This is a genomic window from Nocardia sp. NPDC049935, from assembly GCF_055586645.1.
In genome coordinates this window covers 428,128-440,663 of record NZ_JBVJHV010000001.1, presented here as the reverse complement: position 1 = coordinate 440,663, position 12,536 = coordinate 428,128, and the positions used below count along the sequence as shown (strand labels likewise).

Here is a 12,536-nt window from a genome sequence, read left to right as displayed (position 1 = left end):
ACCTTCCTCAGTAGTCGCGGCCGGTGAGCCCGCGGTAGACGAACCGCGTGAGACTCTCCACGGCCTCGCCGTCCGGTATCTCCAGCGCACCGTCCTCGACCGCGGTCGATACCGCCTGGACGAGCAAGAACATCATCGCGAGGCTGGTGTCGACGGTGCCCGGCAGCGTCATCCCCTTCGCCACCAGCCCGTCCAGATGGTCGGCGATATCGGCCCGCTGCGCCGCGCCGAATCGCCCCAGCTCCCGGCCGAACTCCTCGTTGACCAGCGCCGCCTGATCCATCGCCCGCAGCACCGGGGCGTGGTCCCGGGCGAAATCCCAGAATCCGGCGATATGGAACCGGACGGCGGACGGATCGCTGAAATCCGGGTTGTGTTCCTCCCGACCGGCCCGTGCGTCACCGGCCGCGCCCAGATCGGCCAGTAGCGCGCGGAGCAGTTCCTCCTTGCCGGAGAAATGGTTGTAGAACGACCCCGCCGACCGGCCCGCCGCCGCGGTGATGTCGGTGATCTTGGTGTTCAGGTAGCCGCGCTCCGCGAACACCCGCCGCGCGGCGGTTTTCAGCGCCTGCTCCGTTTCCTCCGCACGCTCCCGACGGCTCGTCGCCACCCGCCTCACCTCCTTGACACGGCAACCTACCAACCACAATACTGAATTCAGATTCACTGAATCTATATTCATCCAAATCTGTCAGGAGTTCCCGTGACGTCTTCCGTTCTCGTCGTCGGCGCCGGTCCCACCGGGCTCGCCCTCGCCATCGACCTGGCCCGCCGTGATATCGCGGTCCGGGTCATCGACAAGGCCACCGAGTTCTGCCCCGGTTCCCGCGGCGACGGCATCCAGCCGCGCACCCTCGAGGTCTTCGACGATCTGGGCGTCCTGGACGCGGTCCACGCGGCCGGGGCCCCGGCACCGGTCATGCGCGCCTATCTGGACGGCGAGTTCGCCGGTGAGCACCGGATGAGCGACCCCCTCGATCCCACCCCCGGCGTTCCCTACCCGAATCCGTGGTTCCTCGGCCAGGCGCAGACCGAGGCGATCCTGCGCGCCCGGCTGGCGGAGTTCGGGGTCCGGGTGGAATCGGGCACCGCGCTGGTGTCGTTCGACCAGGACGAGTCCGGGGTGACGGCCCGGCTGTCCGGTCCCGGCGGTGCCGAAACCGTTCGCGCCGCCTATCTGGCCGGCGCGGACGGCGGGCGCAGCACCGTGCGCAAAACGGCGGGTATCGCGTTCGAAGGGACCACCGACGATTCGATCCGCATGCTGCTCGGCGACGTCCGCGCCGACGCACTCGACCACGACCGCGGTTACTGGTTCGCCGCGGCCGCGGACCCCATGCGCGGTATCGCGTTCTCGCCGCTACCGGGCGGGCGCCATTTCCAGTTCGCCGCACCCGGCGATATCGATACCGAGGTCGAACCCACGCTCGCGGACCTGCAGTCCCGGGTGGATCGCTATCGAGGCGACCGCGATATCACCCTCACCGACCTCGTCTGGGTCACCGTCTGGCGACCCAATATCCGGCTCGCCGCGCGGTTCCGGTCCGGCCGGGTGCTCCTGGCCGGGGACGCCGCGCACGTCCACCCGCCGACCGGCGGCCAGGGTATGAACACCGGTATCCAGGACGCCTACAACCTGGGCTGGAAACTCGCGGCCGCACTCGCCGGAGACGAGGCGCCGCTGCGCACCTACGACCCCGAACGCCGTGCCGTCGCGGCCCGCGTACTCGGGATCAGTACCGAACTGCTCGGAAAACTCACCGACGGCGCGGAGGACGCCATGCGACGCGGTGAGGAGACCCGGCAACTCGATATCACGTATCGGGATCCGGCCGATACCCGCCGTATCGCCCCCGGTGACCGCGCACCGGACGCACCGCTGAAGGACGCCGAAGGCCGGCGGGTCCGCCTCTTCGATCTCTTCCGGGGGCCGCACGCGACAATGCTGTGCTTCGGCGGCGGCGAACTGCCCGCCGTTCCCGGAACCCGCGCGTACCGGGTGGTCCGGCCGGGTACGGAGCCCGGCGGTCCGGCATTGATCGATATCGGCGGATCCGCGTTCGACGCCTACGACGCCGTCGAGGGGACCCGGATCCTGGTGCGGCCGGACGGTTATCTCGGTTCCGTGTCCTGACGGCGGCGGCCGGCGCGGACCCCGTGCGCCGCGCCGCCGGACTCAGCCGAAGAAGACCTCGCCCAGGGTGGTCCAGCCGAGGACCGAGTCGATCGCCAGGCCGCAGAACACCACCGCGAGGTAATTGTTCGACTGCAGGAACAGCCGCAGCGGTTTCACCGATTCGCCGCGCCGCACCCCGGAGTAGAGCTGATGGGCCATCAGCAGGAACCAGGCTCCGGCGACCAGCGCGACCGCCGTGTAGATCACCCCGGTGGCGGGGACCAGCGCCAGGGTGGTCAGCACGGTCAGCCAGGTGTAGATCACGATCTGCTTGGTGACGGCCTGTTCGGTGGCGACCACCGGCAGCATGGGCACCCCGGCGGCGCGGTAGTCCTCCTTGTACCGCATGGCCAGGGCCCAGGTGTGCGGCGGCGTCCAGAAGAAGATCACGCCGAACAGCGCCAGCGCGGGCCAGCCGATGGTGCCGGTGACCGCCGACCACCCGACCAGCGCGGGCATACAGCCCGCCGCGCCGCCCCACACCACGTTCTGCGAGGTACGGCGTTTGAGTCCCAGCGTGTAGACGAAGACGTAGAACAGGATGGTGGCGACGACCAGCACCCCGCTGAGCAGGTTCGCCTGCCACCACAGCCAGGCGAACGAGCCGATCCCGAGTACCACGCCGAAGACGAACGCGTGCGAGGTCGGCACCGCGTCGCGGGCCAGCGGGCGTTTGGCCGTGCGCTTCATCACCTTGTCGATATCGGCGTCGGCCACACAGTTGAGGGTGTTCGCGCTCGCGGCGCCCATCCAGCCGCCGAACAGCGTGGCCAGGATGAGCCGGATATCGACCTCGCCGCGGTCGGCGAGCAGCATGGTCGGGATGGTGGCCACCAGCAGCAGTTCGATGACGCGGGGCTTGGTGAGCGCGATATAGGCCAGCGGGCGGCGGGCCACCCGGGCCAGTGCCGCACTGCCGAGGACGCGGTCCGCGGGTGCCGGGGCGGAATCGTGGGCGCCGCCGACCCCCGTGTCATGACCGATCCGCACTATCTCTCCTCGCACGCTGTGCTTCGCATCCGGCTGTAGGAACGAGCAGCGCGCGGCTGCGACGCGGCTACTACTACAGACGATGGTAGACCCACGCCCCGGGCACTCCCCCGCTCGCCCCTGTGCGCGCCGGGCCGGTGCGGGCGGCGCTCGCCGCCGTCGCGGCCGCGACACGGCCGCGCGGAACTTGCCGGGGGGCGCGCACCGGGGGCGGCCGGGCGCAATTAGGGTAGGGGGTGTATGCGGCGCCACAGTCACCGCGCCGCACCGGTTCGCCACCCCGCCCGCCATTTTTCGACGCCTCGAAATGTCAGGAGAAACACGGTCGTGTCAGTGACAGACGACATCCGCGCCCTCACCCAGCCGAACCTTCCGGACGACTGGACTGATCTGGACACCAAGGCTGTCGACACCGTGCGGGTTCTCGCCGCCGACGCGGTGCAGACCGCCGGGAACGGCCACCCGGGCACCGCCATGAGCCTGGCGCCGCTGGCCTACACCCTGTTCCAGCGCACCATGCGCCACGACCCGGCCGATCCCGAATGGGTCGGCCGTGACCGGTTCGTGCTGTCCTGCGGTCACTCCAGCCTGACCCTCTACATCCAGCTGTACCTGGCCGGCTTCGGGCTGGAACTCGAGGATCTGCGCACTCTCCGCAAATGGGGCTCGCTGACGCCGGGCCACCCCGAGTACCGGCACACCAAGGGTGTCGAGATCACCACCGGGCCGCTGGGCCAGGGCCTGGCGTCCGCGGTCGGGATGGCGATGGCGGCCCGCCGCGAGCGCGGCCTGTTCGATCCCGAGACCGCGACCGGCGCGAGCCCGTTCGATCACCACATCTACGTGATCGCCTCCGACGGCGATATGGAGGAGGGCGTCACCTCCGAGGCCTCGTCGCTGGCGGGCACCCAGCAGCTGGGCAACCTGGTGGTGATCTACGACGACAACAAGATCTCCATCGAGGACGACACCACCATCGCCTTCACCGAGGACGTGGCGGCCCGGTACGAGGCCTACGGCTGGCACGTCCAGGTCGTCGAGGGTGGCGAGGACGTCGTGGCCATCGAGACCGCGCTGGCCGCGGCCAAGGCCGAGACGGGCAAACCGTCGCTGATCCTGCTGCGCACCATCATCGGCTATCCCGCGCCCAACAAGATGAACACCGGCGCCTCGCACGGCGCCGCGCTGGGCGCCGACGAGGTGGCCGCCACCAAGCGCGCCCTCGGCTTCGATCCCGAGCAGAGCTTCCAGGTCACCGACGAGGTCATCGCGCACACCCGCAAGGCCGCCGAGCGCGGGGCGAAGGCGCACGCCGGCTGGACCGTCGAATTCGACGCCTGGGCCCAGCGCGCCCCCGAGGCCAAGAAACTGTTCGACCGGCTCTTCAACGGGCAGCTGCCCGCGGGCTGGGTCGACACCCTGCCCACCTGGGAGCCCGACGCCAAGGGCCTGGCCACCCGTAAGGCCTCGGCCAAGGTCCTGGCCGCGGTCGGCCCGGTGCTGCCGGAACTGTGGGGCGGTTCGGCCGACCTCGCCGAATCCAACAACACCACCATCCCCGATTCGCTGAGCTTCGGTCCCGAATCGATCTCCACCGGCATGTGGAAGGCGAGCCCCTACGGCCGCACCCTGCACTTCGGTGTCCGCGAGCACGCGATGGGCTCCATCCTCAACGGCATCGCCCTGCACGGCCCCACCAAGCCCTACGGCGGCACCTTCCTGGTGTTCAGCGATTACATGCGCCCGGCCGTGCGGCTCGCCGCGCTGATGCGGGTGCCGGTGACCTACGTCTGGACCCACGATTCCATCGGGCTCGGCGAGGACGGCCCCACCCACCAGCCGATCGAGCATCTGGCCGCGCTGCGCGCCATCCCCGGCCTGTCCGTGGTGCGCCCCGGCGATGCCAACGAGACCGCCCACGCCTGGCGCGCGGTGATCGAGAAGCACAGCGGTAAGCACAATTCGCCGTTCGTCTCCAGCGACGCGGTGGGCACCGGCGGCCCGGCCGCGCTGGCCCTGACCCGCCAGGACCTGCCGGTCCAGGAGGGCACCAGCTACGAAGGCGTGTCGAAGGGCGGATACATCCTCGCCGAGGCGTCCACCGGCGTCCCGCAGGTGATTCTGGTCGGCACGGGCTCCGAGCTCCAGCTCGCCGTGGCCGCGCGCACTACGCTGGAGGAGCAGGGTATCGGAACCCGGGTGGTCTCGATGCCGTGCGTGGAGTGGTTCGACGCGCAGGACAAGGCCTATCGCGACGAGGTGCTGCCCCCGGCAGTAGCCGCCCGGGTCGTGGTCGAAGCCGGTATCGCCATGCCGTGGTACCGGTTCACCGGCGACGCGGGCGAGATCGTGTCGATCGAGCATTTCGGCGCCTCGGCCGATTACAAGACCTTGTTCCGCGAGTTCGGCTTCACGCCGGAGGCTGTCGTGGCCGCTGCGCAGCGCACGCTCGACAACGTGAAGGGATAAGGGTTCATGGCACAGAACGAGAACATCGCCGCCCTGGCCGCGGCCGGGGTATCGGTGTGGCTGGATGATCTGTCACGCGATCGGATCGGCTCCGGCAACCTCGCCGAACTGATCGCCACCCGCGGGATCGTCGGGGTCACCACCAACCCGACCATCTTCCAGGGCGCCCTCAGCAAGGGTCACGCCTACGATGCGCAGGTCCGTGAGCTGGCCGCCCGCGGCGCCGATGTCGACGCCGCGATCCGCACCATCACCACCGACGACGTCCGCGCGGCCTGCGATGTGCTGGCCCCGGTGTTCGAACAGTCCGGTGGGGTCGACGGCCGGGTCTCCATCGAGGTCGATCCCCGGCTGGCCTTCGACGCGGACAAGACCGTCGCCCAGGCCGTCGAACTGTGGAAGATCGTCGACCGGCCGAACCTGTTCATCAAGATCCCGGCCACCGAGGAGGGTCTGCCGGCGATCACCGCGGTGATCGCGGAAGGCATCAGCGTCAATGTCACGCTGATCTTCTCGGTCAAGCGGTACCGCTCGGTCATGGGCGCCTACCTCGACGGGCTGCGCAATGCGCGCGTCGCCGGCCACGATCTGGCCAGGATCCACTCGGTCGCCTCGTTCTTCGTCTCCCGGGTCGACACCGAGATCGACAAACGGCTCGAGGCGATCGGCACTCCCGAGGCCCTGGCGCTGCGCGGTAAGGCGGGTGTTGCCAACGCCCGGCTCGCCTACGCCGAATACCTCGATGTCTTCGGCTCCGGTGGCGATCACGCGTCGACCTACCACCATCTGGCCTCGGCCGGCGCGAACCGGCAGCGGCCGCTGTGGGCCTCCACCGGCGTGAAGAACCCGGATTACCCGGACACTCTCTACGTCACCGAACTGGTCGCCGCGAACACGGTGAACACCCTGCCGGAGAAGACCCTCGAGGCCGTCGCCGATCACGGCGAGGTGCGTGGGGACACGGTCTCGGGTACCGCCGACGACGCGGCCGGGGTGTTCGAGCAGCTGCGCGCGGCGGGTATCGATCTCGACGATGTGTTCGCCGTGCTCGAGAGCGAGGGCGTGGAGAAGTTCGAGAAGTCCTGGGAGGAACTGCTGGAGGCCACCACGGCGGAGCTGAAATCCGCCGCAGGAGGTAACTGACGCCCATGGCCGGCGCTCCGGAGAGCACGCAGACGGTATCCGGCACCCCGTGGCGTAATCCGCTGCGGGACGGCCGGGACAAACGGATACCGCGGATAGCGGGACCGTGCAGCATGGTGATCTTCGGTGTCACCGGAGATCTCTCCCGGCGCAAACTCATGCCGGCCATCTACGACCTGGCGAACCGGGGGCTGCTGCCCCCCGGTTTCGCCCTGGTCGGGTTCGCCCGGCGCGAGATGTCGGACCGGGATTTCGGCGAGATCGTCCACGACGCGGTCCGGGCCCACGCCCGGACCCCGTTCCGCCAGGAGGTCTGGGACCACCTGGCGGAGGGATTCCGTTTCGTCCAGGGCACGTTCGAGGACGACGCGGCCTTCGACCGGCTCGCCGGCACCCTCGCCCGGCTCGACGACGAACGCGGCACCGGCGGGAATCACGCCTTCTATCTGTCGATCCCGCCGAACACCTTCCCCGTGGTGCTCGATCAGCTGCACCGGCACAAACTCACCAACACCGCCGGCGTCGAGGGCCGCGCACCCTGGCGGCGGGTGGTGATCGAAAAGCCCTTCGGTCACGACCTGGACAGCGCCCGCGAACTCAACGCGCTGGTGAACCGGGTGTTCCCGGAGGAGACGGTCTTCCGGATCGACCACTATCTCGGCAAGGAGACGGTGCAGAACATTCTGGCGCTGCGTTTCGCCAACCAGTTGTTCGACCCGATCTGGAACGCGAACTACGTCGACCACGTGCAGATCACGATGGCCGAGGATATCGGGCTGGGCGGCCGGGCCGGATACTACGACGGAATCGGCGCAGCCCGCGATGTGATCCAGAACCATCTGCTGCAGCTGCTCGCGCTCACCGCGATGGAGGAGCCGATCAGCTTCGAACCCCGCCAGCTGCAGAACGAGAAGATCAAGGTCCTCTCCGCCACCAAACTCGTGGAACCGCTCGACGAGACCACCGCCCGCGGTCAGTACGCGGCCGGATGGCAGGGCGGCCAGGAGGTGGTGGGCCTGCTGGACGAGGAGGGTTTCGATCCGCAGTCGCGCACCGAGACCTATGCCGCGCTGACCCTCGAGGTCGATACCCGGCGCTGGGCGGGTGTGCCGTTCTATCTGCGCACCGGTAAACGGCTGGGCCGCCGGGTCACCGAGATCGCGGTGGTGTTCAAACGTGCCCCGCATCTGCCCTTCGATCAGACCATGACCGAGGATCTCGGCGAGAACGCACTGGTCATCCGGGTACAGCCGGATGAGGGCATCACCATGCGGTTCGGATCGAAGGTGCCCGGATCGTCGATGGAAGTCCGCGACGTGAATATGGATTTCAGCTACGGCGAGGCGTTCACCGAATCGTCGCCGGAAGCCTACGAGCGGCTGATCCTGGACGTGCTGCTCGGTGAACCCTCACTGTTCCCCGTCAACGCGGAGGTCGAATTGTCCTGGCGCATCCTGGATCCGGTGCTCGCGCACTGGGCCGCCGACGGTAAACCCGAACAGTACGAGGCCGGGACGTGGGGCCCGGATTCGGCGGCCGAGATGCTGGCCCGCACCGGCCGGGAATGGCGGCGTCCGTGATCATCGATATCCCCGACACCACCACCGGGGCCGTCACCAAACGCCTGGTGCAGCTGCGCGAGAGCAACGGTGTGATCACCATGGGCCGGGTGCTGACGCTGGTGGTGTGCACGCTGGACAGCTCCGAGGCCGAGGACGCCATCGACGCCGCCAACGACGCCAGCCGCGAACACCCCTGCCGGGTGGTCGTGCTGGCCCGCGGCGACCGCTTCGCGGTGACGCGGCTGGACGCGCAGATCCGGGTCGGCGGCGACGCGGGCGCGGCCGAGGTGATCGTGCTGCGGCTGCAGGGCGAACTGGTGAGCCACGAGAGCAGCGTGGTCATCCCGTTCCTGCTGCCCGATACGCCCGTGGTGGCGTGGTGGCCGCGCGGCGCCCCGGCCTTCCCGTCCAAGGATTCGGTGGGCCGGTTGGCGACCCGCCGGATCACCGACGCCACCTTCGCCCCGGATCCGCAGGCGACCATCAGGTCCCGCCGCGGCTCCTACGCGGTGGGCGATTCCGATCTGGCGTGGAGCCGGATCACCTATTGGCGGGCCCTGCTGGCCGCGGCGATGGACGAACCCCCGTTCGAGCCGGTGGAATCGGTGACCGTGTCTGGCCTGCGCGAGGAACCGGCCCTCGATATGCTCGCCGGCTGGCTGGCCGGGCGGCTGGGCTGCCCGGTGCACCGCCGGACCGGGGACCTCGTCGTCGAATTGCACCGGCCGACGGTGTCCATCGCCATCGCCCGTCCGCAGACCGGGGTCACCGCGACCCTCACCCGTACCGGCGATCCGGTGCAGCGGATCGCCCTGGCGCGCCGCGAAACCCGCGACTGCCTGGCGGAGGAATTGCGCCGGCTGGACGCCGACGAGATCTACGCCGAAGCCCTCGCCGGAATCGAAAGGGTGACCTATGACCACTAGTTCCGAGACCACCGTCGAGGTCTACCCCGACGGTGATGCGCTGACCACCGCCGCCGCCCGCCTCTTCGTCGATACCCTGACCGCCGCGCAGGCCGCCCGGGGCACCGCCTCGGTGGTGGTGACCGGTGGTGGCACCGGGATCACGCTCCTGGAGAAGGTGCGCGCGAACCCGGGCGCCCTGGACTGGTCGCAGCTGGATGTGTTCTGGGGCGACGAACGTTTCGTGCCCGCCGGCGATCCCGAGCGCAACGAACTGCAGGCGCACCGCGCCCTGCTCGACCACGTCCCGGTGGATCCCGCGCGGATCCACACGGTGGCCACGTCCGACGGCGAATACCCGGACCCGGTCGAAGCCGCCGCCGAGTACGCCACCGCGCTGCGCGCCCACCTCGCGACCTACGGCGCGTTCGATCTGCACCTGCTCGGTATGGGCCCGGACGGTCATATCAACTCCCTGTTCCCGGGCCACACCGAAACCCTCGGCGAACAGCACGAACTGGCCGTCGCGGTCACCGACTCCCCCAAACCGCCCCCGGTGCGCGTCACCCTGACCTATCCCGCGATCCGCCGCGCCCGGCAGGTGGTGCTGGTGGTCTCCGGCGCCAACAAGGCCGAACCGGTGGCCGCGGCGCTCAACGGCGCGGATCCGCTGAAGGTCCCCGCGGCCGGTGCCCGGGGCACGGAATCGACGGTCTGGCTGGTCGATCGGGCCGCCGCACCCGGTCTGGGCTGACCGTCCCGCCGCAGGACCCCGGCCCCGTCCGGGCGTCCGGCGCCGGGCGAGCACTACGTCGTGCGCTTGCGTTTACGGCGTCCACCGGCCCGCCCCCGGGGCCGTGCACCCGGCGCCGGGAGGGTATCGGCCGGGCCGGGCTCGGCGCCGGCGGTCCGCGTGCCGGCCTCTTCCCGGGCGATCCGGGTGAAGACGAGATGTTGCTGGCCGTAGGTCCACAGATTGTTGCTCACCCAGTACAGCAGGACGGCGATCATCAGTACCGGCCCGGCGACGAGGACTCCCAGCGGGAAGACCCACAGCATCAGCTTGTTCAGCAGCGACGACTGCGGATTCGCCGCGGCCTCGGGGCTCTGCCGCGCGATCGACGCGCGGGCGTTGAAATGCGTGGCCAGGCCCGCGGCGATCATGAGCGGGATCCCGACCGCCGCGATCGCCGCCACGGTGGGCACCCCGCCGTAGGCGGCGAAGGAGGCCAGGGTGTCCGGTGGGGTCGTCATCGCCGCGGAGAGCGGCGCACCGAAGATGCGGGCGCCGAGGAAGGATTGCACTTCGCCGACCCCGAACAGATAGTTCGGCGTATGCGCGTTGACCTCGGGGCTCAGCCCGAGTTCACCGAGCCCGGTCCCGGTGCGGTTGAACGATTTCAGGACATGGTAGAGACCGAGGAACACCGGCACCTGCACCAGCGCCGGGAGGCATCCCATCAGCGGATTGAATCCGTGTTCTTTCTGGAGCCGCTGCATTTCGACGGCCTGGCGTTGCCGGTCGCCGGCGTGATCCTGCTGCAGCGCCTTGATCCGTGGCGCCAGCTCCTGCATCCGGCGCGCGGTGCGGACCTGGGATATCGCCGGTTTCAGCAGGAGCAGCCGGAGCGTGAAGACGAGGAATACCACCGCCAGCGCCCACGCGAAGCCGTTGTCGGGACCGAGCACCGCCCCGAACGCCTGGTGCCAGAACCACAGGATCGCGGAGACGGGATAGTAGATGAAGTCGAGCACGGTGCGAGCACCTTTCCACCGCACGGCACCGGGACACCGGGATATGCGGACGGGTCGACGCCGGGCGCCTCGTGGGGCGGCCGCGACGCGGAGAGGAGGAGGACGGCTTCGAAGACCGCGCGCAGCGCCGGAGTGGGCTAGGCGGCGGCCGGGACGCGGCCGGGTGCTCGGGGAAGACGTGGCCGACCGGGGGTGTCGGGAGCGCTCTGCCTGCGGAAAGCGCCGCGCAGGCGCTTCTCCTCGGGTGGCGGGCCGGCCACGGTGGTCGTGAGCGCGCGCAGCAGCACGGCCGCCCGGCGGCCGGCGAAGGCGATGACGACGACCACGGCGAGCGCGGCACCGACGGCGGTGGACGGGCCGTCGAGACCGGCGGTGGTCGCCACGACGAGGGTCAGCACTGCGACCCACCCGAGCTGAGCGAAGCTCGGCCCGCGCGCGAGTATCCGGCGGATCCGGGTCATGGCACGGAGCCTACCCCGGCTCCGGGGCCGTGGGCACCGGGAATTCGACACCGGTGAGTTCTTCCGCGCGCCGCCACAACCGGGCACCGGTGCGCGGATCGCGCGCGCGGGTGGAGGCCCGGACGGGTACCGGCGCGCCGACCAGTTCCGCGAAACCGGCGGGGCCGTAGAAATCGCCGCCCTGCGCTTCGGGGTCGAGCGCGGCACGCAGCACCGGCCGCGCGCCGTCGGCCGGGCTCTGGGTGAACCAGCCGGTCAACGGCGCCAGGCGCGGGTTGTAGACCCACCGGATCACGCCGCGCTGCTCCCGCAGGATCTCGGTGCGCACCCCGCCGGGATGGGCGGCGAGGGCGAGGGCGCCCGGGCCGGCGGCGCGCAGGCGCCGGTCGAGTTCGAAGGTGAGGACCATACCGGCCATCTTGGAGCGGGCATAGGCCACGGAGGGGGCGGTCTGCTCGCCGTTCAGATCGGCGAAGTCGAGCGTGGCCTTGCGATGCCGGTGGGTGACACTGCTGACCGTCACCACCCGCCCGGCCGGCGCGGCACGCACCGCGTCGATGAGCCGGGCGGTGAACGCGAACGGCCCCAGCACATTGATCCCGAAATGGGTTTCGAATCCGTCCGCGGTGCGGTCGTGCCGGGACGCCATGACTCCGGCATTGTTGATCAGCAGATCCAGTGCGGGCCACCGGGTCCGGATCTCCTCCGCGCATCGGGCGATGGACACTCCGCTGCCGAGATCGAGAGCGACGGTGTGCACCCGCGCTCCGGCGACCTCGGCGGTGATCCGTCCGGCCGCGGCCCGCGCGGCGGCCTGGTTGCGGCAGGCCAGAACCACGGTGGCGCCCGTCGCGGCCAGCGCGTGGGCGGTGGCGTAACCGATTCCGGTGTTGGCACCGGTGATCACCGCGACCCGGCCGCTCTGCGCCGGGACCCCCTCGATCCGCCACGACGATTCCACCACAACCAGACACTAGGCCAGACATCTGTCCGAGCACAAGGTGGCGAGCCGTGCCGCGGCCCTCGCCCACACGCCGACTTGCCGGGCCGGCACCCGGCCTCTCCGCGGGCTCCC

General features: G+C 70.1%; 11 protein-coding genes. 6 read left to right on the top strand and 5 right to left on the bottom strand.

What is annotated here, in order from left to right:
• Positions 1-7 precede the first annotated feature (7 nt).
• Complete coding sequence (locus ACZ6SF_RS02095) at positions 8-610, bottom strand: TetR/AcrR family transcriptional regulator (protein ID WP_466059928.1); 603 nt, start codon at positions 608-610, stop codon at positions 8-10.
• A 93-nt stretch (positions 611-703) separates the two neighbouring features.
• On the opposite strand from ACZ6SF_RS02095, the gene ACZ6SF_RS02090 reads away from it, so the two are divergent.
• Positions 704-2,134, top strand: coding sequence for an FAD-dependent monooxygenase (locus ACZ6SF_RS02090; RefSeq protein WP_466059926.1), 1,431 nt, complete (start codon positions 704-706; stop codon positions 2,132-2,134).
• Positions 2,135-2,176: 42 nt separating this feature from the next.
• On the opposite strand, the gene ACZ6SF_RS02085 is transcribed toward ACZ6SF_RS02090, so the two are convergent.
• Positions 2,177-3,166: a heme o synthase gene (locus ACZ6SF_RS02085; RefSeq protein WP_466059925.1), complete on the bottom strand. Its 990-nt coding sequence runs from the start codon at positions 3,164-3,166 to the stop codon at positions 2,177-2,179.
• A gap of 327 nt (positions 3,167-3,493) precedes the next feature.
• Here ACZ6SF_RS02085 and tkt point away from each other — a divergent pair, with 327 nt between their 5' ends.
• The 5 genes from tkt to pgl are packed head-to-tail and all read left to right on the top strand — an operon-like array spanning position 3,494 to position 9,999.
• Complete coding sequence (gene tkt, locus ACZ6SF_RS02080) at positions 3,494-5,635, top strand: transketolase (protein WP_466059923.1); 2,142 nt, start codon at positions 3,494-3,496, stop codon at positions 5,633-5,635.
• A gap of 6 nt (positions 5,636-5,641) precedes the next feature.
• Positions 5,642-6,778: a transaldolase gene (gene tal, locus ACZ6SF_RS02075; protein ID WP_466059921.1), complete on the top strand. Its 1,137-nt coding sequence runs from the start codon at positions 5,642-5,644 to the stop codon at positions 6,776-6,778.
• A gap of 5 nt (positions 6,779-6,783) precedes the next feature.
• Positions 6,784-8,358 carry a glucose-6-phosphate dehydrogenase gene (gene zwf / locus ACZ6SF_RS02070; protein ID WP_466059920.1) on the top strand — a complete coding sequence of 525 codons (1,575 nt, stop codon included), beginning with the start codon at positions 6,784-6,786 and terminating at the stop codon, positions 8,356-8,358.
• Positions 8,355-9,266 carry a glucose-6-phosphate dehydrogenase assembly protein OpcA gene (gene opcA, locus ACZ6SF_RS02065; RefSeq protein WP_466059918.1) on the top strand — a complete coding sequence of 304 codons (912 nt, stop codon included), beginning with the start codon at positions 8,355-8,357 and terminating at the stop codon, positions 9,264-9,266. Before zwf ends, opcA begins: the two co-directional genes overlap by 4 nt.
• Entirely contained in the window at positions 9,256-9,999 is a 744-nt protein-coding gene (pgl, locus tag ACZ6SF_RS02060) for a 6-phosphogluconolactonase (protein WP_466059916.1), read from the top strand. The genes opcA and pgl overlap by 11 nt, the downstream gene beginning before the upstream one ends.
• Before the next feature lie 53 nt (positions 10,000-10,052).
• Here the strand turns inward: pgl and yidC are convergent, their stop codons facing one another.
• The 3 genes from yidC to ACZ6SF_RS02045 all read right to left on the bottom strand — a co-directional run bounded on the left by yidC (position 10,053) and on the right by ACZ6SF_RS02045 (position 12,425).
• Positions 10,053-11,000 carry a membrane protein insertase YidC gene (gene yidC / locus ACZ6SF_RS02055; RefSeq protein WP_466059914.1) on the bottom strand — a complete coding sequence of 316 codons (948 nt, stop codon included), beginning with the start codon at positions 10,998-11,000 and terminating at the stop codon, positions 10,053-10,055.
• Positions 11,001-11,137: 137 nt separating this feature from the next.
• Positions 11,138-11,461, bottom strand: coding sequence for a DUF6412 domain-containing protein (locus tag ACZ6SF_RS02050; protein WP_466059912.1), 324 nt, complete (start codon positions 11,459-11,461; stop codon positions 11,138-11,140).
• Between the two features lie 10 nt (positions 11,462-11,471).
• Positions 11,472-12,425: an oxidoreductase gene (locus ACZ6SF_RS02045; protein WP_466059910.1), complete on the bottom strand. Its 954-nt coding sequence runs from the start codon at positions 12,423-12,425 to the stop codon at positions 11,472-11,474.
• Positions 12,426-12,536: the final 111 nt, after the last annotated feature.